Origin of the sequence: Halomonas sp. IOP_14, assembly GCF_021021315.1 — a bacterium.
GTDB lineage: Bacteria > Pseudomonadota > Gammaproteobacteria > Pseudomonadales > Halomonadaceae > Vreelandella > Vreelandella titanicae.
Genome location: NZ_JAINWD010000003.1, coordinates 104,773 through 129,137 on the forward strand (window position 1 = coordinate 104,773; position 24,365 = coordinate 129,137).

Here is a 24,365-nt window from a genome sequence, read left to right on the forward strand (position 1 = left end):
ATAGACAATAAATAATGATACAGGCCGTTCTACCACAAGCAATGGTATAGAACGGTCTATGGGGTTACATCAACATTTACCTTGCGAAGCTTTACAGGTTCCGGCAACGGTTCTTTGGCAGAGTCATTGTAGGCCTTTCGCAAGATGGGCTCATGGAAGATGAGTTTTTCAATCTGCTCAGAAAGCTGGTCTTCATCATTCGGTAGCGGAAGGTTATATTCGTCGATAAGAGGGAACAATGTCTTGGCAATCGTCTGCGCCGCTCTGACATGCCCAGGCCATCCATTGGCTGGACGTTTCGAGAGCGCCCCCTTCACTAAACCACGTAGCAGGATTTCTCGCTCTTCCTTTTTCTCATTACGCGCAGCTTGAGCTTTTTCTTGCCTTACCTCATAGCTGTTGTTTCTAACTTCATTTAAAAGTCGCCATGCTGTTGCATGCTGTTGCGCACAAGAAAAGGCTGAAACCATTTTTGCACCAACTTTAAACAATTTTCCCGGCTGCGAACTATCAGAGTAATATTTTATTATTATTTGCATTTCACCTTCATAAAGTAAACGAACAAACACCCCCTGACGCAAGGCAGTATGGAAGTGCTCGTCAATTTTATTATCAAGCTTAACTCCCTTCTTAACAGGTCGTATAATCGTAGACCAATCATCTTCAGGTTTGATTCCCCGCCAAGCAATTTCCTCCGCTTTGCTATTTATTGCTTCTTCAAAATCAATTGCATCGAATTCACTTTTCGGTTGCTCATGCAATATAGCATCAACCAGATCACCTGCTTGATCATAAATTATCTGCCAAGAATCTACAGTCATCCCCCGCCTCCTTTTTCTAATAGTCAGGACAATATGTCACCGAGTTTCAACACACATACCCTCTTCTGCCAACAACTTCCTTAACACCCCCGATCGCACTAGTCAAGACTAACACCTATTTTTTATAGCAGATTAAGTAGCACCGGTATGCGGCTGGCAACAAGTTGCGAAAATCCACTCATCAAGCCGATGAGGAGGGAGGGAAACAATGGCCAGAGCGCTACTACGCCCCGAGCAAGTCGCTGAAAGCCTAGGCATGAGCCTGAGCTGGGTCTACAGCAATAAACACTGCATCGGGTTCATTCAGCTTGGCAAAGCCGTGCGCTTTGAGCATGAGGCCGTTGAGGAGTACGCTAGAGGATGCAGGCGCGATCCTCAGTTAAAGGAGGATCGAGAATGGGATACAACGTTTCAAAAAGACAGGACCGTGACACATGGATTGTCCGCGCCAGGGTCAACGGCCAACGTACTCAGCGAACTTTTCGCACAGAAGGAGAAGCGAGGCAGTACGCACTAAAGGCAGAAGCTCAACGCCAAGAAGATGAATTCAATGGTGTCATGGGCCGTAAGCCCAAATACACCTTCTCAGAGGGGCTGCAGCGGATGGTCAGCGAATACGACGCTCGCTCCCAGAAACAGCACATTCTATTGGTCGCCAGATGGATGGATGAGCATGCCCCCGGCATCATCATTGGCCAGGAACTACTGGATGCCGCCCGAAGAATGCAGAAAGCTCTAAAAGAGAAGGGATTGGCGCAGTCAACCATCAACAACCGGATTCAGGTCGTCAAGCGAGTGCTTTCGCTATCGTATCGAGAATGGGACTGGATCGACTTGCCACTCGACGGAAAGCTACGTAAGCCCTCACCCAAAAATGAGCGCCACGTCTATCTCTCCGAGTTGGAGCTTGCCGAACTGCTTGATGCCGTACCCAAGCGGTATCAGGTCGAACGAAAGGTGATTTTGCTGGCCATGCTGACAGGAATGCGACGCGGGGAGCTGATGGCACTGGAGCCGAGAAACGTTTACAACGGTCGAATCGTGCTCAAACCCAACCAGACGAAAAACGGTAAACCCAGGGTTATTCCGCTATCAGAAGAAGCACTACCACTGATGGAAAGCTTACCGTTTGACACAACAGGAGACAGAGTCAGGGGAGCGTTTGAAAGAGCCCGAGAAGCCATTGGTCGCCCGGACATCCGTTTTCACGATATGCGACACTGCTACGCTTCATTACTCGCCAGCAAGGGGGAGTCATTAACGAGCATCAGGGATTTGCTGGGGCATTCATCGCTGACGGTGACCAGTCGCTATGCCCACGCCGACCCGAAAAGATGGGACAGTGTGGTTGCCAATCTGCCGCGCATTGGCAACCAAATGGCAACCAAGCACTGATGAAAAGAAGCTCTAATCTCTGTAACCAATTGATTTAATTGGTGGGCCCAGTAGGACTTGAACCTACGACCAAGGGATTATGAGTCCCCTGCTCTAACCAACTGAGCTATAGGCCCGAAAAGCGTGCATATCATAGCGAATGTGGCCGGGTGAGGCTAGCCCCTTTGCGCTATCTTGATGTCATTACGGCACTTTATGTGGATTGGGCAGTCTGGTGAGTAGTTCTTTATGCGGAGACGCGCTGTGAAAGCATTGATTGCTCTATTCCCCTTATTGTTGGCGCTGCCCGTGCACGCTGACTGGCAGCTTGATCCTGGCCAGTCGCGGGTTCAGGCATCGATTACTCAGTTGAACGGCGAAACACCGCAAACGCATCACCATCAAGTGCGCGATCTACAGGGAGATATCTCCAGTGATGGCACCCTGCGCTTGCCGTTAAAACTTAGCCAAACGGATGTGCTGGAACGCTTTGGTGAGCTGCCACCTTGGATAGGCTTGCTGGCGAACACCACCTTGGTGACGCTAGAGGCGCAAATGCCGCCAGAGCGGTTGGACGGTTTGGATATTGGCGAATCCCTGGTGGAGACGCTGACATTTAGCGTTCAATCAGACATGGTAAACCAACAGGAATCCGTGCCGCTGCGGTTTACTCGTGAAGGCTTGAACGAGATACGCGTAACCCACGCGGAGCCCATGGCGATGGATGGCCGAGCGCTGATGGCCAACAGCACGGTGCGCACCGTGATGTCATTACTAGGCTACCAGGAGATTGACGAGCATGTGCCCGTCACCCTCAATGCGCTCCTGGTTAATAGGTAATAGTTAATCGGTAGTCGTTAAAGGCTACTAACTGCTTCCACATCCCCCGCCTGGGCTTCGCCGGTTTGTACCCGCCACTGGGCGGCGTAGTGGCCGTTCGCTGCCAATAGGCTGGAATGGGTGCCGCGCTCGGCCACTTGGCCTTTCTCGATCACTACGATCTCATCGGCATGCACGATGGTAGAAAGCCGGTGGGCAATCATAATCACCGTGCGGCCATGGGCGATGCGCTTAAGCGAGCGCTGGATGGCCGCTTCGGTTTCGTTGTCCACCGCGCTGGTGGCTTCATCCAGCACCAAAATAGGCGGGTCTTTAAGCAGCGCCCGCGCTAAGGAAAGCCGCTGGCGTTGGCCGCCAGAAAGCCGCACGCCCCGCTCCCCTACCGGCGTATCTAACCCTAGGGGCAACGTCTCGATAAAGCTCCACGCCTCGGCGGTTTTGGCAGCGTCGATAATTTCAGCTTCATCCGCCTCGGGCTTACCGTAGGCGATATTGTCGCGAATGCTGCCTTCAAACAGGTAAACATCCTGGCTGACCAGGCCAATCGACTGGCGTAGTGAGTTCATGCTGACGTCGGTAATCGGCTGGCCATCGATGAATACCCGCCCGTTTTCCGGGTCGTAAAAGCGCAGCAGTAGCTTGATCAGGGTCGATTTGCCCGAGCCGGTCGCGCCTACTAATGCCAGAGTGTTGCCTGCAGGTGCGTGTAAATGAATGTTTTCCACGCCAACGCCACTGGTGGCGTAGTGAAAGCTCACATTGTCGATGGTCACTTCGCCGCGCACCGGCTGAGCGAGCGGAGTGGTGCTATCGTCTTTAACGGTAATCGGCTCTTCAAGCAGATCAAGAATCCGCCGCGTGCTGGCCATGGCGCGTTCGAACAGGTCGATCACCTGAGCCAGGCCGGTGAGCGGCCAGAGCAGACGCTGGGTCAGGAATACCAACACACCGTAAGCACCCACATTGAGTGAACCGTTGAGCGCCATCATGCCGCCCACGGTAAAGGTGGCAAGAAAACCGGCCAAAATCGCCATGCGGATGACCGGAATAAACGCGGAGCTAACCTTGATCGCCCGTCTGTTGGCGTCTACATAGGCTTCGCTGGCATCACGCAGGCGCTCGGCTTCGCGCTCTTCGCTGGTAAAGCTTTTAATCGTCGCAATGCCGCTCAGGTTATTGGATAAGCGGCTGGCTAGATCCCCGACCTTTTCACGCACATCGCTATACAGCGGCCCGGCTTTACGCTGGAAGAAGAACGCGCCCCAAATGATCAGCGGGATAGGCGTAAACGCCAGCAGCGCAATCAATGGCGAAAGCACAAAGAAGACTGCGCCCACTGCTACCACGGTGACCACCACCTGAATAATCGAATTAGCCCCGCCGTCCAGAAAACGCTCAAGCTGGTTGACGTCATCGTTCATGGTGGCCACCAACTGGCCAGAGCTTTTCGACTCGAAAAACGCCATATCCAACCGCTGAGCGTGCTCGTAGGTATCCTGGCGCATATCCGCCTGTAAACGTTGGGCTAAGTTGCGCCATAAGATTTGGAACAGGTACTCAAACAGCGACTCCCCTGCCCAGATAACAAACGTCAGCACCGCCAGCATAGTGATCTGCTGTTGGGGCGTTTCAAACCCCAGGCTGGCCACAAAGCTCTGCTCTTGGTTGACCACTACATCGATGGCCACACCAATCAGAATTTCCGGAGCAATATCAAACAGCTTGTTGATGACTGAACAGGTAGTGGCAGCAATAATGCGCCGTCGATAGCCTTTGGCGTAGCGGAGTAGCCGCACCAGGGCTTGAAAGCTCTGATTCTTAGAACGGGGCGGAGAAGGAGCCACGAGCATTCCTTACTGAGGTTGTTGTAGGCCAATTAGGTAGGCGCTAGCGTAATGAATTCAATGCTCAGGCTCAACGCGTTAATGCTTGGGGAGTTAAGCTGGCGCCGGGGCGCGGCGCACATTGGCCAACAGCGGACTGCCGGTATCGGGGTCTAGCAGCAGCGTGCACTCTACTTGATAGAGCGTACGCACTAGATCGGGCGTCACCACCTGAGCGGGCGGCCCTTCCGCCACTATCTGCCCTTCGCGCATGGCGATGAGATGGTCAGCGTAGCGGCAGGCGCTGGCGAGATCGTGTAGCACCATCACCACCGTACGGCCATGATGGGCAAGATGTTTCACCAGCTCGAACACTTCAATCTGGTGGCCAAGGTCCAGCGCAGAGGTGGGTTCATCCAGCAACAACAGCGGGGTTTGTTGGGCGATAGTCATGGCGATCCAGGCGCGCTGACGCTGGCCACCGGAGAGCGCATCAATCGGTCTGTCAGCGAGTTGTTCAAGCCCTGCCGCCGCTAGCGCGTGCTGCACCACGCGCTGGTCTTCTGCCGACCACTGGCGTAGCCAGCCTTGGTGGGGCTGGCGGCCAAAGCGAATCAGCTCAGTCACGGTGAGCCCCTCCGGTGCGACGGCTTCCTGGGGCAATAGCGCCAGTTGCGTAGCGAGTTGGCGGGTGGGCAGGCGCTGAATATCGGCGCCATCGAGCAATACGGCACCGCTATCAGGTTTGTGTAACCGAGCAAGCCCGGCCAACAACGTCGATTTTCCGCAGCCGTTAGGGCCTACAATGGCGGTCACTTGGCCGCTGGGCAGGGTGATATCCAAGCCATCGATCACCTGCCGGGTGCCATAACTCATGCCGAGCGACTGCGTGGCAAGAGACGGCATGGTGGGTGTTGGAGATTGGCTCATGTGAAGCTCCGTTGCGGACGCATTAATATCCAAAGTAACCAGGGCCCGCCGACCACGGCGGTAACGATACCGACGGGAATCTCGATAGGCGCCAGCAGCGTACGCCCGGCCAAATCGGCGAGTACCATCACCAACGCCCCCGCCAGGGTGGCCGCCAAAACAGGCACGCTGCGCGAACTCGCAAGCGACCGGGCAATCTCCGGCCCAATCAACCCCACCATGCCCACCGGCCCGGCAACAGCGACCGCCAACCCCGTCAAGGCGACAGATAGCAGCAGCACTTCCAACCGGCGTCGCTTGACGTTCACGCCTAGCCCACTAGCGGTAGCATCCTTAAAACGCAGTAGCGTTAGCGAACGGGCTAATGCCATGGCAGCGGCCAGCCCTAACACCAACCCGAGCATGAGTAATTGCAGTGCGCCGCTGGGGCGGGCATTAAGCGAACCCACCGTCCATGGGTAAGCGGCATTGGCGGTATCAATGGCGACTCGCGCCAGCATCAATTGAGTTATCGCGCCAAACACCGCGCCCACGCCAATCCCCGCCACGATAAAGCGATAGCCCTGGGTGCCGTTGCCCGCGGCGAGCCCGAAGGTGAGTACCGCTGCGGTGGTTGCCCCTGCTAACGCCATGGCAGGCGGCGCGATGGAAACACCAAGGCCTACGATGGAGGCCACTGCAAATGCCGTCGCGCCGTTATCAATACCAATAATACCCGGCGTCGCCAAGCGATTGCGGGCCAGGGTTTGCATCAGAATGCCCGCTAACGCGAAGGCCGCCCCGGTACTAGCGGCTGCGGCCAAACGCGGCAAGCGTAGCTCCTGCACGACAAAGCTCGCCATTATATCTGCATTGCCAAACAGCGCCTGCAGCACCGCCATAGGGGCGACCTTAACGCTGCCCAGGCTTAGGTAAATAACGCTGGCAAGCAGTAACGCGCCAAACAGGCCCAGGTTAACGGCCACCGCACGCTGTTCAAACAACAGGCTGTTCGCACTGTTCCCGCTTCGCCAGGCGAATCGCCAGTAACCTTGCGGTGGAATTACGCTGTCATTGCCGCCCGCGCGGAACTGGTCTTCCGAAGAGAAAGGCATAGCCGAGCTTTTTATCTGCGTGGTTTTCATTAGCGAATTCATAGCATTGGTAGGCGGCGCGCACGTACAACCGCTATCAGTACGGGGGCGCCGCACAGCGCCGTGAGTACGCCCAACGGCAGTTCCGATGGAGCGACCACCACCCGAGAAATGATATCGGCCGCGAGGACGATCAGCGGCCCGATGGGCAGACAAAACCATAGCGTGCGACGAATATCAGGCCCGGCAAAGGCCCGTGCGACAAACGGCACCACCAACCCAACAAAGGCAATGGGCCCGGCGATAGCGGTGGCAGCCCCCACCAACAGCGCCACGCAGGCGATGACCAACCAACGAATGAGATTGGGGTGGTGGCCCAAACCAGAGGCCACTCGTTCGCCTAGCGCCAGGGCAGCTAACGGCCGAGCAATCAGTGCAACCATCACTGCCGCGACCAGCATACTGGGCAGCACGGCCAGCAGGTCGCCCAAGCGGCGGCCTGCCAAGCTGCCAATCACCCAAAAACGAATTTCATCAGCAGCACGCTGGTCGTAAAGCAGTATCAATGAGGTTAAAGACGCCAGCAGACCAGAAAATGCGGCTCCGGCAAGCACGAGCCGGACGGGGTCGTTACCCACACCGCGAAAGCGCGCCACGCTCAATACGCACACGCAGCCCACCAGCGCACCTAACTGCGCGACTGAAATGCGTAAAGTGGCGGCGCTGGCACCCAGCACTAAGGCCAGCGCCACGGCAAACGCTGCCCCCGCACTAACCCCTAAAAGCCCTGGTTCAGCCAGTGGGTTGCGTGCCACCGCTTGCAACAGGGCGCCAGCGACGCCTAGTGCCATGCCCACCACAATACCAATCAAGGTGCGCGGTGCGCGCAGTTCCCAGACGATGAAGCGTGCTTCACTGTCCTGAGCGCCGCTCAGTAGCGCCAGGGCCCTGCCGGGGCCAATGCTACCCGCACCGATTAATAGACTAACGAGACTCACCGCCACAAGGGCGGTGAGTAGCAGCAGCATTAGCGTTCGGGGAGTAGCACGCCTAACGTTAGGCGTTGCAAAACGTGGAACCGTCACGGCAACAACGCTGCCTCTATATCATCAAGAATCGCCTGGGCGGCCAGCGGGCCATTGGCGCTTGTCCAAAGCTGGCCATCCACCGGCACTACGTGGTCTTGCTGTACTACGTTTAGGCGCGTAAAGGCGCTACTCTGCTTGGCTGCGTCCACCGCCGCTTGACCATCTTCGTTGAGCGTTGCCAGGAACAGCCAGTCGCCGTCCACTTGGGAAAGATTTTCCAGGCTCAGTACATCGCTATGCACACCGCGCTCGCCGACCAGGCCAGCGTCCTGAACATCCAGGCCCGCTTGGGCTAACAAACCTGCAGAAAAAAGGTTTTCCGACATCACCATGGGGCCACCGGGCATCCAGCGTACCAAGAAGGCGCTCCCCCCCACACCGGCCTCTTCCACTGCCTTAGCGACCTCGGCGGCGCGTTGTTCAACGGCCTCAATCGCTTCTGCAATGGCAGCTTGGCGATTGAGCGCTTCGCCGTAAAGGCGGGCTTCCGCTTTCCAATTATCCGGCGCCAGTGGCTGGGGCGGTGGCACCACCGTGGGCGCAATACGTGACAGCAGTTGATACTGCTCATCAGAGAGCTGGGCGGGGGCCAAAATCAGATTCGGCTGCTGCGCCAGCACGGCCTCGATATTGATCTCGCGCACCACGCCCATAATCGCCGGCGGGTTTTCACCAAGATGCGCTTCAATGTAGCTTGCCACGTTGTCGCCACCACGCGTCGTCACAGCGCCTAGCGGGTCCACGCCTGCCGCTACCGCAGCGTCCAAAGCGCCTTCGTAGAGTGTTACGACGCGCTTTGGGGTTCCCTCAATGTCTACGTCGCCAAAGGCGGTTTCCAGCGTGCGCGCTTGCGCAGTGGCTGCCACAAAAATACTTAGCAATATGCCGACCATACCTAAACGCCCGCTCTTAGCGAGGGTGGCAGCCATTGATGTCGTTTTAACCAGCATAAGTTTCTCTCAATACGGTACTTTGGCAAGGATAATAACGATTATCAAAAGCGCTTGCACTACTATTCCATCGAATGGCGTGTTCCATTTCTTGCAACCTCTCCACCACCCCGCTGTTTCAGTTCACGCAACGTAATGTTCCTCAATCATCCCCTCGCGTTTGGGAACTTTTCTTTTTAGACTCCCGCCTTTATTTGATAATTAATATCATTAGCTAATAATTATCGTAACCAAGAGGGGATGACATGCCACGCTTTACTCGCTCTGTTCTGGCTAGCGCCGTCACGCTTGCTGTTACTTCAGGCACAGCCACCGCTCAAGAAGATCAACAGCTGGACAATATCGTTGTCTCGGCCAGCGGGTTTGAACAGGCGATGGTCGATGCCCCCGCCAGCATTTCAGTGATCTCCCGCGAAGAGCTCTCGCGTCAACGGGTTACCAGTATTGCCGATGCCCTGCGCAACGTTGAGGGAGTGGATGTCGGCGGCTCAGTGGGCAAAACCGGTGGTAGTAATATTAGTATCCGTGGCATGCCCAGCGACTACACGCTGATCCTGATTGACGGCCGCCGCCAGAATACTGCCGGTAGCGTGACGCCCAACGGCTTTGGCGAAACGTCCACCAGCTTCTTTCCGCCCATTTCCAGCATTGAGCGTATTGAAGTTATTCGTGGGCCGATGTCGACACTGTATGGCTCTGACGCCATGGGCGGGGTAATCAACATTATTACCCGTCGGGTTGGCCGCGAGTGGACTGGCTCTATCGGGGTCGAAAACACCTTTAACGAAGATCGCGATTTTGGCGATCGTCGCGAGATCAACCTGTATACCAGTGGCCCTTTGGTGGAAGATACCCTTGGCCTGCAACTGCGCGGGCGGGTTTATGAGCGCGATGCTTCTGAACTCACCTACACCGACGGTGACGGCAATCCTATTGAAGTTAGCCAGCGCGGCCCCAGCCCGGTGGAAGGCGATACCTACAACATCGGCGGCAAGCTAACCTGGACACCCTCTGATAGCCATGACCTGTGGCTAGATGGTGAAGTCAATCGTCAGCGCTATAACAACGATGAGTGCCAGCTAGGCACCCTGGATGGCCGCACCCGCAGCTGCGCGCCCGACCCTGGCAGCGCCACCGGCTATTCGGATGAACTCCGTTTTGAGCGCGAGCAAATCGCCATTGGCCACACCGGACGTTTTGCCTCGGGTACGTTGGAATCCAGCCTGATGCGCAATACCACCGAAACCAAAGGACGCACGATTCCTGGTGATGTGGGCGTCGCTTACGAAGGCTTTCCCAGCATTGTCGGCGGTGCGCCGCGGGAGCTGGAAACCACCAATACCGTGCTCGACAGCAAATTCATCATGCCGCTAGACAACCATATGGCCACCGTGGGTATGCAGTGGTGGGATGCGGAGCTTGACGACGGCTTGGCCGGTGAGACCTTTGCCCAAACCACCTGGTCGCTATTTGCGGAAGATGAGTGGCTACTACGGGACGATTTGGCCCTGACCCTAGGTGGCCGTTACGATCACCACGATGCCTTTGGCAGCCAGTTCAGCCCGCGCGGCTACTTGGTGTGGAACACGGCGCCCAACTGGACATTAAAAGGTGGCGTGAGCCGCGGTTATAAAACGCCCACGCTTAATGATCTTCACGATGGCATCAATGGCGTTACCGGCCAAGGCACCGTACTAACTATTGGTAACCCGGATCTTGAGCCTGAAACCAGCACCAGCAGCGAGATCGGCGCCCATTACGACAACCAGCAAGGCTTTACCGCCAGCGCCACGCTGTTCCACAACCAGTTTGACGATAAGATTGCCAGTGGCAGCGATATCCTGGTGGAAAACGACCCGCTGATTCCTGACGGCCTGTATAGCCAGGATATCAGTATCGATGAAGCGATCACCCAAGGGGTTGAGCTCTCTACTGGCTACCAGTTCGCTCCCGATTGGCGCATCAACGCCAATTACACCTACACCGATAGCGAACAGAAGAGTGGCGATAACAAGGGCGAGCCGCTGACAGATACCCCGGAACACGCCATTAACGCCACCCTACGCTGGCAGACAACGGCAAAGCTGGATACCTGGCTATCAGCAGAATACCGCAGCGAACGCTACCGTAACCGCGAAAGCGTCCGCGGTGCCCCCTCGTTTGATGACCTGGGCGACTTTAAAGCCTATTCACTGTTTCACTTAGGCGGTAACTATGCAGTCACCAATCAGCTTAATCTGAGCGCAACCATCTATAACCTGTTTGACAAAGACTTTGTCGACTACCGCGCCTACGGCGATGGCTCCAGCTTTGGCAACGTTTACGCCAATAGTGAAGAAGGTCGCCGTCTGTGGCTATCCGCCCGCTACGAGTTCTAATCAATTTCAGCTCGCTACTGTTTCAATGCTGATTTCTGCCCCGGCCATGCGCTGGGGCTTTTTTGCTGACTCTCCTCTCCTTGCCTAGCAGCCAAAAAAGCGGCTATCGCTGGATAGCCGCTGCTGTACTGCGTTTATAACGGGAACCTAGCGTTTAGAAGGCGACGTTGAGACCTAACCAAACCCGGCGGCCATCTTCCACATAGCCGTACTCATCGTAGTCAATCGCTTCGTCGAACAGGTTGTAGATACCCGCGTTCAGTTGAGTCGATTCATTTAGCTGGTAGCCAATACCTGCATCTACAAAGGTGTAGGAAGGAGCCACAATGGCACTGCTCGAAGGGCCAGTAGTCGGTTGGCTTTCTTCGCCGCGGTAAGTGACTTTTGTCCATTGACTCAACTTGGCAGAGACTTGCCAATCTAACGAGGCGGATACCTGGTGCTTAGGCAGCTGTGTTAACGGCTCGCCTGCATACTCACCGCTTTTTTGCTCGCTATCGGTATAGGTGTAGCTGGCCGTTAGCTCAACGGTATCGGTTAACGGCGCAGCCACACTCGCCTCTACGCCCTGAGTCACCGCTTCATCCACGTTGACGCGGTAAGTCGGGTCGCTACCATAATCGTTAGCGCCATCCGTACAGATATCGATGGGGCAAGCAATGCGGGTAATTTTATCGTCAAAGTCGTTATGGAATAGCGTGACACCGCCGCTCAAGCCACTATCGTTGGCATAAAGCAGGGCCAGCTCTTTATTGAGCGAGGTCTCTGGCTCAAGGTCAGGATTACCGTAAATATTGCCACCACGGCTGACCTGTCCCCAGTCGGGAGTAATCTCGCGCAGGTTAGGCGCTCGATAACCGGTTGAAACGCCGCCTTTCAACGTCCAATCAGGCGTCATATTCCACACGCTGTAAAGACGCGGGCTTAAATGACTACCGTAATTGTCGTCATCATCAACACGTAAACCGCCGGTCAATGCCCAGGAATCGGTAAGCATCCACTCATCTTCAACAAAGAGTGCCCATTGGCTATTCTCAATCTCACTGCGATCAGAACCAGGCAATTGATTCGTCGTACTATCGTCAAGCGACTCTTCCTCGTAGTTAGCGCCTACCGTCACCATATGCATGCCTAGCGGAATGACCGCGCTGGTTTTGGCGGTGGTGTTGGTGATTTCAATATCCCGCGATTTATTTTCGCTGCGCTCACGCTGCAGGTAGGTTTCGCTGGTACCCCAATCGAAGCGGCCACTGTGGGTTAGCGCAACGTGCTGATGGGTATAGTCATTGAAGCTATCCTCACAACCACCGCGACAGCCCTCTGATGGCGCCGAGTTGCCCATCAGCGATTCGCGCTCCTGCTCCGTGATACCGGCCTCAAACGTGAAGTCGTGTTTTTTTGATGCGGCAAGGCTAAATCGTGCGGTAAGGCTTTGTAGGCTTTTATCTTCATAGCCGTTGAGGATATTGTCTTCATCGCGCTGAGAGGCGCGACCATAGAGCTGAAGCCCTAAACGCTCCCCTACCAGCGGGCCACTCAGATAAAAATTAGCTTGGCGGCTATCGCCGGAGTCGCTGTCTTCCTGAAGCACGGTGTCGAGTTGAACATTACCGTGCCACTCCTGCGCAACCTTGCGGGTAATCACGTTAATTACCCCGCCGATGGCATCGGAGCCGTAGAGCGTCGACATTGGCCCACGCACTACTTCAATGCGCTCGATAGCCTGTAGCGGTGGCAGCCAGTCTTGCTCAAACCCGGCGCTACCATTGGGTCGGGACTCGCGGGAATTCTGCGGGCGTCCGTCCACCAAGATAAGCGTGTACTGGGAAGGCATACCACGAATGGAGATATCTTGACCGTTATCCCCAGCGCCCCCGCCAGTAATAATCACACCGGGCACGTCACGCAGCGCATCGGTGACACTTTGATAGTGGCCCCGCTCTAACTCTTCCCGGGAAACCACGCTGATAGAGGCAGGCGCATTGGTAATCTGCTGTTCAAACCCCGACGCAGTGACCACCATATCGTCTAAACGGGGTGCTTCTTGTGCCCATAATGCGCTACTGGCAAGGGAAGAGATGGCGCTGGCCAGCAGCGTTCGGCGCAAACAGGGAGACATAACTTCGTCCTTCATAGTGTGAGCAATGTGTGTGAGGAATGTGGGTCAGCATTCGCTCTATTAAATGCGAATTATTAGCATTAATATTTTTACACACTCTTTGCACACTGGGGTGAGACGGTACGTTCAGCATACCGGAACACAAATGCCTATTATTTTCATTCGCACCGAAAAATGGCACAATTAGCGCTCACCCTTTTCCGTGGGCCTGACCATGTATGACTTTGACGAACTTACCGCCTTTGCCGATGTGATGACCACGGGCAGTTTGACTCGCAGCGCTCAAAAGCTCGGATTAGCCAAATCGACCCTTAGCCGCCGTATCAGCCAGCTCGAAACCCGGCTTAACCAGCCACTGCTGCGCCGTCAGGCCAACCGCTTGATTCCTACCGAGGCGGGGTTACTGTTTCACAACTACTGCACCGAGCTTTTGGCAATGGCGGCTCATAGCCAGGAGGCGCTGGCAGAGCTGCGTGAGGAGATTAGCGGCGAAATAACCCTTGAGGTACACGGTGCCCTGGCACGCAGCTGGTTACCCGGCACGATTGATGCCTTCTTAAACCGCCACCCCAAGGTAGAGTTAACGCTACACACCAGGGAAACACCACCCACTAAAATGCACAGCAATAGCGTTCATGTCTGGCTTGGGCCAACGCACGAGTGCGGGCTAAACCAGGAGCGCTTGGGGCATTTAACCCGCGGGCTTTATGCCAGCCCACACTATTTAGCGGCGGCTGGCACGCCTCAACACCCCGACGAACTGAACCAGCACGCCTGGATAGATCTGTTGGGTTCTGCCTCTGATGGGCTGCTGCTCACTCATCAAGAGCATGGCCAGTACGCTTTTAACCCGCCCCGTTCCCGGCTGCGAGTAGACCTTACTGCCCTGCATATTGATGCCATCGCGCGCAGCCAGGGGATCGGGTTGCTCTCACACTGGTTAACTGCAAAACGCGAACAGCATCATCCAGGCGAACTGGTTAACTGCCTGCCGGGCTGGGAGCCGGTGCCTCTCCCCATCACGTTGCTCTACGCTTACGGTCATCAATCACGCCGTACCCACGCGCTGTTAGAGTTTTTACGCAGCCAGGTGCCCGCCCCGTGGCGCACGTCAGCCGCCGCCGTCTAGGTTAATTCGAGTGTTTGCCTTGCCAGTTAGCCCGCTTATTAACGACAATGGGCGGCTAACGATTGCCAAGGACAGCCAATGCTTGCCGAACTTTTTGCCGTCATGGCGCCCGTGCTGGCGGGTGCAGGGCTCGGCTACCTGTGGGTACGCCTAGGCCATCCCTACCCGGTCGACTTCATTACCCGGCTAGTGTTTAACATTGGCACACCCTCACTGGTATTAGCATCCCTGGCGGGTGCCGATATTGATGCCACCACCTTTGGCCAGACGATGCTGGCCGCCGCGCTGGTGATTATCACCATGGGGGCCGCTACTTTTGTGGTGGCAAAACTGTTGCGCCGCAGTTGGCGAGTGCTGCTTGCCCCCATGATGTACCCCAACACCGGCAATATGGGCTTACCGGTGGTGCTTTACGCCTTTGGCAGTGCCGGGTTTGCATACGGCATCACGGTGATGGTGACTGTCTCGCTGTTTCAGTTCACCTTAGGCGCGGTGCTTAATAGCCAGGGCAACCCGCTCAAAACGCTTGCCAAAACGCCCACGGTTTACGCTATTGCGATTTCCATGGCGCTGCTGCTGACGGACACTTCCCTGCCGCCCTGGTTGGCGAATACGGTGGACTTAATGTCAGGGTTCACGGTACCGCTCATGCTCATTACTCTGGGCGTATCGCTAGCCAGCATTCAGGTGAAGAACCTGCGTTCAGGGCTCGGATTTAGCCTGGTGCGCGTGCCCCTCGCTGCCGTGGTCGCCTGGTTGATCGCTGGCTGGGTGGGCCTTCCGCCACTGGCACAGAGCATTTTAGTGCTGCAAATGTGTATGCCGGTGGCGGTATTCAATTATCTCTTTGCTCAGCGTGCCCAGCGCGAACCCGTTTATGTCGCCAGTTTGGTCTTCTGCTCAACGTTGTTAGCGCTGTTTTACCTACCCGTGCTACTCGCCCTGCTCATGTAATAGTGGAACCCACACGTGACTAAAAGGTCACTGCTAGACTACTGGCAAGGATGCCAATGATTAACGTCACCAGAGGGCACGCTATGCTTCACATGAACAATCATACCCAACGCCCACTGCCCCATGGGGCTTGGGCAAGGATCAGTGGGCTAGTGCTGGCGGGCGCTATTAACACGGCAAATGCGGAAATCGTCCAGGAATCGCTGGAAACCGACCATTTAAACCTTTCCATTGAGCGTATCGCCGATGGTTTTGAGCATCCTTGGGCGGTGACGTTTTTACCCGATGGCCGCTACTTGGTGAGCGAACGCAGCGGGCAACTGAAACTTGTCGACCCCGAAAGCGGTGAAGCCAGTACGTTGGAAGGCATGCCCGAAGTGAGTACTCAGGGCCAGGGCGGTTTGCTAGACATAGCGTTACATCCTGATTTTGAAGGCGGAAATAGCGAGGGTGATAACGATTGGATCTATTTCACCTGGAGCAAGCCCGAGGGCAATAACAGCCGTTCAGCATTATCGCGAATAAAATGGCACAATGGCCAGCTAGGAGAGGTCGAACACTTGTTTGAACAAGATCGCGCCTCTGGGCCGGGCCGCCATTACGGCTCGCGGTTGGCGTGGCTGCCCGACGGTACCCTGCTAATGAGTATTGGGGATCGCGGCAGTGAACCGCCCCGCGCCCAGGCAAGCGATGACCACGCGGGCTCTACCCTGCGTCTTACCGCTACTGGCGGCGTTCCCGATGACAACCCTTTCGTTGGTGATGACACCACCCTGGATGAAATTTACTCCATGGGTAATCGCAATATTCAAGGCATGGTCGTGCTCAGTAACGGCGAAGCCTGGGCGTCAGAGCATGGCCCCCGCACCGGCGACGAGCTGAATCATATCGAAGCGGGCAATAATTACGGCTGGCCAAAGGTCAGCCAGGGCAATGACTATGCAACCAACGAGCCGATTGGCGAAGATTCGCTCCCCGGCATGGTTGATCCAGTGTATGTATTTGAAGGCCGCTTCGCCCCCGCTGGGCTTGCCGAAGTGACTAGCGACGCCTTTAGTGAGTGGCAAGGCAACTTATTAGCCGGTGGGCTAGGTAGCGAGAAGCTGTTGCGCCTGCGCTTGGAAGAGGGCCGTGTCACCGAGGAAGAGCTGATTTTACAAGGCGAAGTGGGTCGCATTCGCGATGTTCGCCAAGGCCCTGATGATGCCATTTACTTACTCACTGACGCCCCCCAGGGCGGCTTGTACCGCCTAGCGCCAACGAACCAGTAGCGCTTCATTCACTGGCTGATATTAAAACGTATTAAAACCACCATGGATGCCCCATGCGACTACGCAATTTGATTATTTTGACCGTGATTGTGCCGCTATTTGTCATCCTGGTGGTTTTTAGCTTAGTGGCAATCAAGTCGCTCGAAGATAACGTACGCTCAAAGCTACAAACGGAAGTTGAGATTATTACCCGGACGCTGAGCTCGTCGCTCAGCTACGCGGTTACGCCAGATAGCAACACGCCGCTTGAAGAAGCGCTACAGTCGGCGTTCTCCTTCCATCGAATTTACGGGGCCTATGTATTCGATACCCAAGGTCGCGATATTTACGGGCTGGGCCTAGGCAAAGATATTTTCAGCCGTGAAGAGATTCAACAAATCATTGAGCGCGATGACTTATATAGCAACTATCGCCAACACGATGGATGGAATTACTACTCTGCATTGACACCCTTGCGCTCACAAGATGGCACTGTATATGGGGTACTGCAGGTTAATCGGCTAAATACCGGTATTGAGAACTACACGGGTTTTATCAGTATTGTGGCCGTGTTGGTGTTTGTGATTGGCGCCGCCGGAATCGTGTTTAGTATTTGGTGGGGGTTTCGCCGCCATATCGAGCGCCCGCTTAACCGGCTGCTGCACGTAATGCAGTTGGTAGAAAAAGGTGACCGCAGCCAACGCGCCACCGAAGACGGCCCTATCGAATATCGCCACCTTGCCTCCGGCTTGAATGGCATGCTGGATGCGATGGCCGAAAAAGACCAAGAGATCGAAAATCGCCAACGGCGCGAAATTGAGCTTGAAAAGCGCCTGCGCAAATCGAAAAAGCTGGCTGAACTGGGCGTATTGGCAGCCGGCGTTGCCCATGAGATAGGTGCGCCGTTAACGGTGATCAATGGCCAGGCCCAGCGTTTGGCTCGCCGCGATGTGATTGGCGATGACGAACGCGCACGACTAGGGCGTATTCGTGGCGAAGTCGAGCGCATCGTTGAAATTGTGCGCCAGTTGATGGAATTAGGCCGCCAACATAACGTAGAGAAAGGCGAACTGGCGCTTGATCAGCTTATTATGAATGCCAGCGATTTGGTTGAAGACGAGCTGGAGCCACGCAATATTCGTTTAGACATTGAATTACCGTCGCCGACACCCAACTTACTCGCCAACGGCCAACAAATTGTACAGGTGCTGACCAATTTGCTGCGCAATGCAGCGCAAGCCCCCGAAGTGAACAGAATTCGAGTGCGCGCCCAGCAGCAAGAGCACGAATTAATACTGTGGGTGGAAGATGATGGCCCAGGGATACCCAGTGCCCATCATCACAAAGTGTTCGACCCATTTTTCACCACCAAACCGGTCGGTCAAGGCAGCGGTTTGGGACTCTCTATGGTACATCGCATTATTAACGACCACGGCGGTACGATCGGCGTGTTTGACAGCGCCCTTGGCGGCGCTGGATTTGAAATCACACTACCTATTAGTGAAACCGCATCCGCGTGAGGACAACGTTTGTGACCCAACAGGATCCCCTTTTACCTTTGTTGGTGGTTGAAGATGACGCCGCTATACGTGAGTTATTAGAAGAAGAACTGCAGGATGCAGGCTACACGACGCTCGGCGTACCTAGCGCTGAAGAGGCGATCGCCTTACTAAGCCACACCACCGTCTCACTGGTAATTACCGACGTGCGACTGCCGGGTATGACCGGCATTCAGCTACTCCAGCAGCTCCGCCAAGCAGGCAGTGAGCTGGGCATTATTGTGATTACCGCTTTCGGTACCATCGATCAGGCGGTTGAGGCACTTAAGCTAGGGGCTGACGACTTTTTAACCAAGCCGTTAGACCTTGATGCCATCCGCGATGCCGTATTTCGTGTGCTGGAACGCCAACGCCTGGCGGTTTTCCACGACACGGATATCAGCCATTTCCACGGCATTGTGGGTAAAAGCCAGGTCATGCAGACACTGTTTCATGACGCCTCCCGCCTTGCCAAAAGCGATGCCCCCATTTTGATCTTAGGGGAAAGCGGTACCGGCAAAGAGTTACTCGCCCGCGCCATTCACCAGGAAAGCCCTCGCAATGACCAACCCTTTGTGCCGGTTAACTGTGCGAGCATTCCCGCAGATTTGATGGAGAGTGAGTTCTTTGGTCATGTAAAAGGCGCCTTTACCGGGGCTAATGAGGCGCGCAAAGGGCTCTTTCAAAGCGCTCAGGGCGGCAGCCTGTTTTTAGATGAGATTGGTGAAATGCCCATCAATCTGCAAGCTAAACTACTGCGGGCCTTGCAGGAGAAAACCGTGCGCCCAGTGGGCGGCGAGCGCGAAGAGCCAGTAGATGTCCGCATCATCGCTGCAACTCACCGCAACCTGGAGAAGGAAATCGAGCAGGAGAATTTCCGCAGCGACTTGTTCTACCGTTTGGAAACGTTCTCGCTGCGCATTCCCCCGCTACGCGAGCGCGGTACCGATATTGAGCACCTTGTTTTTGCCCTTATCGACAAGCACTCCGAGGCCCAGGGCAAGCAGATCGAGCAAATCGAGCCAGAAGCGCTCAACAACCTGCTCAACTATGCCTATCCCGGTAACGTTCGCGAACTGGAAAACGCCATCATGCGGGCAGTTACCCTGAGCGAAGATGGCTCGCTCAGCCATAAAGATCTGCCCGAACGGCTGCGCGAACAATCAACGGTGGAAAGCGGTACCCCACTGGTGCCTACCGTCAGTGGCGAAGTGCTGGCAGGGAGCCAGGTGCCCTCGGCAACGCCAATCCGCTGGCCTAGCCTAGAAGAAGTTGAAAAGCGCTATATTAACAAGGTATTAGAAGCAACGGGTGGCAACAAACGACGCACCGCAGAAGTGCTGGGCATTGCTCGTCGGACACTCTATCGTCGCCTGGAAGACAGTGAAGAGTAACTACCAGGATACTGATAAGGTGGGATGCGCTAGCTAGAAAACAGACAAAAAAACCCCCGCGGGCGCGGGGGCGGAAAGGATGGCAAATCGTGTGGAGCAGCCGCAGGGAACAAACAGCTGAGGCGATTTACCATCGTAGGGAGCGGTACACTTGCTAAAGACTAGTTACTGGTCGAATTTTCATCCTCTTCCTCAGCGCCAGGCATAGGTTCGGTTCCTTCACCAAAGCCAGGCTCGTCGTCAGGGTTCATAGTGCCCTCTGCGGGCTCGTCCATGGTGTCATCCGGCATGGACTCTTCTGGCATGGACTCTTCTGGCATGGACTCTTCTGGCATAGGATCTTCTGACATCGTTTCTTCAGATTGCGTCATGCTGTTTTCTGCTGCTGGCTCTTCACTTAAGCCTGGATCCTGCTCCATCGCTGACTCTTCACTCATACCCGGTTCCGGCTGAGTGGTGGCATCCTGCTCTAATGGTGAAGGCTCTTCAGCAGGTGGCGCTGTTTCTTCGTTATCACCGCAACCAGCTAACACAATTACACTTGCCGCTGTCGCCATCATGCACAGCGTTAACCAGCGTGGGCGATTGGAAATTTGCTTGCTCTCAATGTGGTCGTGTTGCTTATCCATAATACCCACCTCCATTACTTACGCTGCTTGTTTCTAAACATTTCACTGGAAAAATCGACAGTCAGCTTTCCGTACACGTATACAAGTTATTCACAACACTCTACTTAAACTACAATCACTTTACGTGCCAAAAACATAAAAAACCAATATAAACAATTAATAATCAATGCCTTATAAAACATTAGCAATGCCATTATGTACTTATAGGCAGCCCGCGCGAGTGGGTAAAAAATGACACATGTAGCGTTAATTGCCCCGTTGAGCGAGCCGTTGTGACACACAGGCCCCACCTATGTATAATAATTTTTAATAAATTATCCGACTCAAGCTCTTATTTCTTTATGAATGGCGCAATAACGACACACGCCCATTCAGCTCAACAAAAAGGCATCGCCGATGGACGAGACACGACCCGTCAAAATTAAAGTGCGCGGATTAAGCAAAGTCTTTGGTAAGCACCCACAAAAAGCCATTGAGCTACGTGATCAAGGAATGAAGCGCCCCGAAATTCTGGAGAAATCCGGCCAGACACTGGGGCTATCCAATATTTCGTTTGATGTCTATGAAGGCGAACTGCTGGTCATCATGGGACTCTCGGGGTCAGGCAAATCGACCTTGATCCGTTGTCTTAACCGTCTAATTGAGACCACCGAAGGTGAGATCATTATCGACGGCGAAAACATCCCGACGCTAAAAGAGAAAGCGTTACTGGAGTGCCGCCGCCGTCACTTCTCTATGGTATTTCAAAATTTCGCGCTATTTCCCCACCGCACTGTGCAGCAAAATGCCGAGTTCGGTTTGGAAATTCGCGGCGTAGAGAAAACAGAGCGCCATAAAATTGCCCATGATGCGCTTAAGCAAGTGGGCCTGGAGGGCTGGGAAGACGCCTACCCGAATCAACTTTCCGGCGGTATGCAGCAGCGCGTTGGCCTCGCCCGTGCTCTGGCAAACGATGCCACCGTACTGTTAATGGATGAAGCTTTCTCAGCACTTGACCCGCTAATTCGCAAAGACATGCAGCAAGAGCTTTTGCAGCTGCAATCCAAAATGCAAAAAACCACGGTCTTCATCACCCACGATCTGGATGAGGCGCTCAACATTGGCGACCGTATCGTGTTGCTGAAAGATGGCGAAGTGGTGCAGATCGGCACGCCGGAAGAGATTCTGACCAAGCCTGCGGATGACTACGTGCGTCGCTTTATCGAAGGCGTTGACCGGGCACGTATCTTGACCGCCGAGAGCGCCATGCGGCCACTGCGCTCCACCGCTCGGGAAAGCGATGGCCCACGCACGGCGCTACACCGCATGCGCGACCATGCTATCGACTCTATTTATGTGGTTGATCGCAACCGCCGCCTTATCGGGCTACTCGAGGCCGATGCCGCCAGCCGGGCCATTGAAGAGGGTGCCGATTCGATTATTCCCTACTTAACCCAGGATTTCCGCAAAGTCCCCATGGATGAGCCACTGCATAACCTGTTTGCCATGTTTAGTGAAAAGAGTTTCCCTATCGCCGTTATTGATAAGCAAGAGCAACTGCTAGGCGTGGTGGTTAAAGGCGCAGTACTCGACGAACTGGCACGAGCAGGAGAGCAATAATGGATATCCCACGCATCCCGCTAGGTGATTGGATTGAAGGCGGCCTGACTTGGTTGACCAGCGAATACTCTTTGGTTACCCGCGGCATCTCTCGTTTCACTCAAACCGGTATCGATGTTTTAAATGACGGCTTGATGTGGTTACCCGAGTGGGCGCTGCTTGGCTTGATCGCCCTGCTCTGCTGGAAGCTGGCGGGCACTCGCCTAGCCATAGGCGCTGCTGCGGGCTTGGCACTGATCTGGAACCTGGGGCTCTGGAACCCGATGATTGAAACGCTCACGCTGGTAGTGTTCGCTACCATGGTGGCAGTTGTCATCGCGTTACCTGTGGGTATTGCCGCGGCGCTGTCTAACCGGCTTTACCGGGTCATTATGCCAATTCTCGACTTTATGCAGACCATGCCAGCGTTCGTCTATTTGATCCCAGCCATTCCATTTTTCGGTATTGGCTCGGTGTCGGCGATTTTTGCCACGGTGATCTTCTCGATGCCCCCGGCTATTCGTTTTACCACTCTGGGTATTCGTCAAGTACCGGTGGAGCTGATTGAGGCCGCCGATGCCTACGGTGCCACCCGTGGCCAGAAGTTATTCAAAGTACAGCTACCGCTGTCATTGCCCACAGTAATGGCAGGTATCAACCAAACGATAATGCTCGCTCTCTCCATGGTAGTCATCGCAGCCATGATTGGTGCAGATGGTTTGGGCAGCGAAGTATGGCGCGCAATTCAACGCTTGCGCCCTGGCGACGGCTTTGAAGCAGGCATCGCGGTGGTCATCCTGGCCATGCTGCTTGACCGCCTGACGCAATCGCTTAGAAAAACCCGGCAATAGCGAAAACGCGCGATAGAGTAAAACAGCAGAAGCGGCTGCGTTGAGCCATTAGCTTGCTAAGTCGCTCTTTGCTTACCATGCTGTGTTTTGCAGCAACCGTGCTCGTTAAGCATCATGCACGTTAATAACCAGTACATTTATATTTTAATACACAAGGGAGAAAGTGAATGAAACATCGCACATTGAACCTCCGTATCCGTCTTGCTTCGCTGGCACTGCTAGCAGGTGCTGGTGTGACCGTCAGCAGCGCGGCGCAGGCTGAAGAAGAGAAAGGCATGGTTAACCTGGCCTACGTAGAGTGGTCTTCCGAAGTCGCTTCAACTAACGTGGTCGCTGCAGTACTTGAGCAAGCGGGCTATGACGTCGAGCTAACCTCACTCTCAGCGGCGGCTATGTTCCAGGCGCTCTCCACTGGCGATGCGGATGCCATCGTCGCTGCTTGGTTGCCAACCACTCACGCCGATTACATGGAACGCCTGGGCGATAGTATTGAAGACCTTGGCCCCAACCTGGACGGCACCAAGCTGGGCCTTGTGGTTCCAGAGTATACTGACGTCGACTCGATTGCAGACCTTAACGATAACGCCGACAGCTTTAACGGCGAGATCATCGGTATTGACCCTGGTGCAGGTTTAATGAGCCTCACCGAAGAGGTTGTGGATACCTATGACCTTGAGCTGAATCTGCGTAGTGGCAGCGGTGCCACCATGACGGCGGCACTGTCGAGTGCAATTAATAACGAGGAAGATGTCGTTGTTACTGGCTGGACGCCCCACTGGATGTTTGCCCGCTTTGATCTCAAATATCTAGAAGACCCTGAAAACGTCTATGGCGGTGCAGAGCAGATTCACACCGCAGTTCGCCAAGGCCTGGAAGACGACATGCCAGGAGCCTATGCCATTCTCGACGCTTTCGAGTGGACGCCTGAGCAGATGGGCGAGGTCATGCTGATGAACCAGGAAGATGGCAGTGACCCCTATGAGAACGCGAAGCAGTGGGTTGAAGATAACCAAGATGTAGTAGCAGAATGGCTCGATAGCTAATGCCATTTTGATTAGGTAAGTTGTATTTGTTAGCAATGGTTGGGCTGGGGCTTTCGTAAGCCCCAGCCCAACTGCTTAAGTTTGTACAACCTATTGTTATGAGCACACTACTATAAGCAGTTTGATAGTGTGACAGGTCATTTCGGGAGCTTGGCATGTTTAATAACATTATGGTGCCGGTAGACCTTGCCCACCTTGAAGCACTTGAACCCGCATTAAGCGTTGTAGCCGACCTTGCCAAACAATATGACGCCCATATCACCTATGTCAGCGTCACGGCCAATACACCCACAAGCGTCGCCCGCACTCCCCAGGAGTATGCGCAAAAGCTCGAGGCTTTTGCGCAAGAACGACATAAGGTTCATGGCCAACCGGTAAGCAGCAAGGTTTATAGCTCAACAGACCCTATGGCGAATATCGACACACTGCTTGAGAAAGCTATTGACGAAGTAGGGGCTGACTTAGTAATGATGGCAACTCATCTGCCGCGGCATTTGGATATTGTCATGCCTTCGCATGGTGGCAAAGTAGCAACCCACACAAACGCCTCTGTCTTCTTAATTCGTCTGGCTCAATAAAACCGCCTTTCGTTTTTAAAATAAT

General features: G+C 54.7%; 20 protein-coding genes and 1 tRNA gene. 12 read left to right on the forward strand and 9 right to left on the reverse strand.

Features of this window, described 5'->3' with window-relative positions:
• Positions 1 to 56: 56 nt before the first annotated feature.
• Positions 57 to 821 carry a hypothetical protein gene (locus tag K7H09_RS03550; protein WP_230803630.1) on the reverse strand — a complete coding sequence of 255 codons (765 nt, stop codon included), beginning with the start codon at positions 819 to 821 and terminating at the stop codon, positions 57 to 59.
• Between the two features lie 396 nt (positions 822 to 1,217).
• On the opposite strand from K7H09_RS03550, the gene K7H09_RS03555 reads away from it, so the two are divergent.
• Positions 1,218 to 2,216, forward strand: coding sequence for a tyrosine-type recombinase/integrase (locus K7H09_RS03555; protein WP_230803633.1), 999 nt, complete (start codon positions 1,218 to 1,220; stop codon positions 2,214 to 2,216).
• A 39-nt stretch (positions 2,217 to 2,255) separates the two neighbouring features.
• Here K7H09_RS03555 and K7H09_RS03560 read toward each other — a convergent pair.
• A tRNA-Ile gene (locus K7H09_RS03560) sits at positions 2,256 to 2,332 on the reverse strand.
• Between the two features lie 112 nt (positions 2,333 to 2,444).
• On the opposite strand from K7H09_RS03560, the gene K7H09_RS03565 reads away from it, so the two are divergent.
• Positions 2,445 to 3,035 carry a hypothetical protein gene (locus K7H09_RS03565; RefSeq protein ID WP_009288351.1) on the forward strand — a complete coding sequence of 197 codons (591 nt, stop codon included), beginning with the start codon at positions 2,445 to 2,447 and terminating at the stop codon, positions 3,033 to 3,035.
• Between the two features lie 17 nt (positions 3,036 to 3,052).
• On the opposite strand, the gene K7H09_RS03570 is transcribed toward K7H09_RS03565, so the two are convergent.
• From K7H09_RS03570 to K7H09_RS03590, 5 genes are all read right to left on the reverse strand, one after another.
• Positions 3,053 to 4,885: an ABC transporter ATP-binding protein gene (locus tag K7H09_RS03570; protein WP_230803638.1), complete on the reverse strand. Its 1,833-nt coding sequence runs from the start codon at positions 4,883 to 4,885 to the stop codon at positions 3,053 to 3,055.
• Between the two features lie 87 nt (positions 4,886 to 4,972).
• Positions 4,973 to 5,788 (reverse strand): ABC transporter ATP-binding protein, encoded by an 816-nt coding sequence (locus K7H09_RS03575; protein WP_141440758.1) that lies wholly within the window; start codon positions 5,786 to 5,788, stop codon positions 4,973 to 4,975.
• Positions 5,785 to 6,882, reverse strand: coding sequence for a FecCD family ABC transporter permease (locus K7H09_RS03580; RefSeq protein ID WP_412768186.1), 1,098 nt, complete (start codon positions 6,880 to 6,882; stop codon positions 5,785 to 5,787). Before K7H09_RS03580 ends, K7H09_RS03575 begins: the two co-directional genes overlap by 4 nt.
• 38 nt (positions 6,883 to 6,920) lie before the next feature.
• The gene (locus K7H09_RS03585; protein WP_141441526.1) at positions 6,921 to 7,889 is read right to left on the reverse strand and encodes a FecCD family ABC transporter permease; all 969 of its coding nucleotides are present in this window, start codon (positions 7,887 to 7,889) and stop codon (positions 6,921 to 6,923) included.
• A 53-nt stretch (positions 7,890 to 7,942) separates the two neighbouring features.
• Positions 7,943 to 8,899 carry an ABC transporter substrate-binding protein gene (locus K7H09_RS03590; protein ID WP_230803643.1) on the reverse strand — a complete coding sequence of 319 codons (957 nt, stop codon included), beginning with the start codon at positions 8,897 to 8,899 and terminating at the stop codon, positions 7,943 to 7,945.
• A 245-nt stretch (positions 8,900 to 9,144) separates the two neighbouring features.
• On the opposite strand from K7H09_RS03590, the gene K7H09_RS03595 reads away from it, so the two are divergent.
• Positions 9,145 to 11,277, forward strand: a complete 2,133-nt coding sequence (locus K7H09_RS03595; RefSeq protein WP_141440756.1) for a TonB-dependent receptor domain-containing protein — start codon at positions 9,145 to 9,147, stop codon at positions 11,275 to 11,277.
• A 154-nt stretch (positions 11,278 to 11,431) separates the two neighbouring features.
• On the opposite strand, the gene K7H09_RS03600 is transcribed toward K7H09_RS03595, so the two are convergent.
• The gene (locus K7H09_RS03600) at positions 11,432 to 13,396 is read right to left on the reverse strand and encodes a ligand-gated channel protein (protein WP_141440755.1); all 1,965 of its coding nucleotides are present in this window, start codon (positions 13,394 to 13,396) and stop codon (positions 11,432 to 11,434) included.
• Positions 13,397 to 13,610: 214 nt separating this feature from the next.
• Here K7H09_RS03600 and K7H09_RS03605 point away from each other — a divergent pair, with 214 nt between their 5' ends.
• The 5 genes from K7H09_RS03605 (at position 13,611) to K7H09_RS03625 (ending at position 19,661) form a co-directional block, all read left to right on the forward strand.
• The gene (locus K7H09_RS03605; protein WP_035538178.1) at positions 13,611 to 14,525 is read left to right on the forward strand and encodes a LysR family transcriptional regulator; all 915 of its coding nucleotides are present in this window, start codon (positions 13,611 to 13,613) and stop codon (positions 14,523 to 14,525) included.
• A 78-nt stretch (positions 14,526 to 14,603) separates the two neighbouring features.
• The gene (locus K7H09_RS03610; protein WP_009288356.1) at positions 14,604 to 15,479 is read left to right on the forward strand and encodes an AEC family transporter; all 876 of its coding nucleotides are present in this window, start codon (positions 14,604 to 14,606) and stop codon (positions 15,477 to 15,479) included.
• Between the two features lie 92 nt (positions 15,480 to 15,571).
• Positions 15,572 to 16,750 (forward strand): PQQ-dependent sugar dehydrogenase, encoded by a 1,179-nt coding sequence (locus K7H09_RS03615; protein ID WP_422822634.1) that lies wholly within the window; start codon positions 15,572 to 15,574, stop codon positions 16,748 to 16,750.
• A 53-nt stretch (positions 16,751 to 16,803) separates the two neighbouring features.
• Positions 16,804 to 18,249 carry an ATP-binding protein gene (locus K7H09_RS03620; RefSeq protein ID WP_022522398.1) on the forward strand — a complete coding sequence of 482 codons (1,446 nt, stop codon included), beginning with the start codon at positions 16,804 to 16,806 and terminating at the stop codon, positions 18,247 to 18,249.
• Between the two features lie 11 nt (positions 18,250 to 18,260).
• On the forward strand, positions 18,261 to 19,661 hold the full coding sequence (locus K7H09_RS03625; RefSeq protein ID WP_027958616.1) for a sigma-54-dependent transcriptional regulator: 1,401 nt from the start codon (positions 18,261 to 18,263) through the stop codon (positions 19,659 to 19,661).
• A gap of 161 nt (positions 19,662 to 19,822) precedes the next feature.
• Here K7H09_RS03625 and K7H09_RS03630 read toward each other — a convergent pair whose 3' ends face one another.
• The gene (locus K7H09_RS03630) at positions 19,823 to 20,290 is read right to left on the reverse strand and encodes a hypothetical protein (protein ID WP_230803645.1); all 468 of its coding nucleotides are present in this window, start codon (positions 20,288 to 20,290) and stop codon (positions 19,823 to 19,825) included.
• 396 nt (positions 20,291 to 20,686) lie between these two features.
• On the opposite strand from K7H09_RS03630, the gene K7H09_RS03635 reads away from it, so the two are divergent.
• The 4 genes from K7H09_RS03635 (at position 20,687) to K7H09_RS03650 (ending at position 24,340) form a co-directional block, all read left to right on the forward strand.
• Positions 20,687 to 21,889, forward strand: coding sequence for a quaternary amine ABC transporter ATP-binding protein (locus tag K7H09_RS03635; RefSeq protein ID WP_009288359.1), 1,203 nt, complete (start codon positions 20,687 to 20,689; stop codon positions 21,887 to 21,889).
• Positions 21,889 to 22,719 carry an ABC transporter permease gene (locus tag K7H09_RS03640; protein WP_009288360.1) on the forward strand — a complete coding sequence of 277 codons (831 nt, stop codon included), beginning with the start codon at positions 21,889 to 21,891 and terminating at the stop codon, positions 22,717 to 22,719. The genes K7H09_RS03635 and K7H09_RS03640 overlap by 1 nt, the downstream gene beginning before the upstream one ends.
• Before the next feature lie 167 nt (positions 22,720 to 22,886).
• Positions 22,887 to 23,762 (forward strand): glycine betaine ABC transporter substrate-binding protein, encoded by an 876-nt coding sequence (locus tag K7H09_RS03645; RefSeq protein ID WP_009288361.1) that lies wholly within the window; start codon positions 22,887 to 22,889, stop codon positions 23,760 to 23,762.
• A gap of 155 nt (positions 23,763 to 23,917) precedes the next feature.
• Positions 23,918 to 24,340, forward strand: a complete 423-nt coding sequence (locus K7H09_RS03650; RefSeq protein WP_027958618.1) for a universal stress protein — start codon at positions 23,918 to 23,920, stop codon at positions 24,338 to 24,340.
• Positions 24,341 to 24,365: the final 25 nt, after the last annotated feature.

Excerpts from the sequence above, each read along its gene's own strand:
- K7H09_RS03550 (WP_230803630.1), bottom strand. The coding sequence starts at position 821 with ATGACTGTAGATTCTTGGCAGATAATTTATGATCAAGCAGGTGATCTG.
- K7H09_RS03555 (WP_230803633.1), top strand. The coding sequence starts at position 1,218 with ATGGGATACAACGTTTCAAAAAGACAGGACCGTGACACATGGATTGTC.
- K7H09_RS03565 (WP_009288351.1), top strand. The coding sequence starts at position 2,445 with ATGCGGAGACGCGCTGTGAAAGCATTGATTGCTCTATTCCCCTTATTG.
- K7H09_RS03570 (WP_230803638.1), bottom strand. The coding sequence starts at position 4,885 with ATGCTCGTGGCTCCTTCTCCGCCCCGTTCTAAGAATCAGAGCTTTCAA.
- K7H09_RS03575 (WP_141440758.1), bottom strand. The coding sequence starts at position 5,788 with ATGAGCCAATCTCCAACACCCACCATGCCGTCTCTTGCCACGCAGTCG.
- K7H09_RS03580 (WP_412768186.1), bottom strand. The coding sequence starts at position 6,882 with ATGCCTTTCTCTTCGGAAGACCAGTTCCGCGCGGGCGGCAATGACAGC.
- K7H09_RS03585 (WP_141441526.1), bottom strand. The coding sequence starts at position 7,889 with ATGCTGCTGCTACTCACCGCCCTTGTGGCGGTGAGTCTCGTTAGTCTA.
- K7H09_RS03590 (WP_230803643.1), bottom strand. The coding sequence starts at position 8,899 with ATGCTGGTTAAAACGACATCAATGGCTGCCACCCTCGCTAAGAGCGGG.
- K7H09_RS03595 (WP_141440756.1), top strand. The coding sequence starts at position 9,145 with ATGCCACGCTTTACTCGCTCTGTTCTGGCTAGCGCCGTCACGCTTGCT.
- K7H09_RS03600 (WP_141440755.1), bottom strand. The coding sequence starts at position 13,396 with ATGTCTCCCTGTTTGCGCCGAACGCTGCTGGCCAGCGCCATCTCTTCC.
- K7H09_RS03605 (WP_035538178.1), top strand. The coding sequence starts at position 13,611 with ATGTATGACTTTGACGAACTTACCGCCTTTGCCGATGTGATGACCACG.
- K7H09_RS03610 (WP_009288356.1), top strand. The coding sequence starts at position 14,604 with ATGCTTGCCGAACTTTTTGCCGTCATGGCGCCCGTGCTGGCGGGTGCA.
- K7H09_RS03615 (WP_422822634.1), top strand. The coding sequence starts at position 15,572 with ATGAACAATCATACCCAACGCCCACTGCCCCATGGGGCTTGGGCAAGG.
- K7H09_RS03620 (WP_022522398.1), top strand. The coding sequence starts at position 16,804 with ATGCGACTACGCAATTTGATTATTTTGACCGTGATTGTGCCGCTATTT.
- K7H09_RS03630 (WP_230803645.1), bottom strand. The coding sequence starts at position 20,290 with ATGGATAAGCAACACGACCACATTGAGAGCAAGCAAATTTCCAATCGC.
- K7H09_RS03635 (WP_009288359.1), top strand. The coding sequence starts at position 20,687 with ATGGACGAGACACGACCCGTCAAAATTAAAGTGCGCGGATTAAGCAAA.
- K7H09_RS03640 (WP_009288360.1), top strand. The coding sequence starts at position 21,889 with ATGGATATCCCACGCATCCCGCTAGGTGATTGGATTGAAGGCGGCCTG.
- K7H09_RS03645 (WP_009288361.1), top strand. The coding sequence starts at position 22,887 with ATGAAACATCGCACATTGAACCTCCGTATCCGTCTTGCTTCGCTGGCA.
- K7H09_RS03650 (WP_027958618.1), top strand. The coding sequence starts at position 23,918 with ATGTTTAATAACATTATGGTGCCGGTAGACCTTGCCCACCTTGAAGCA.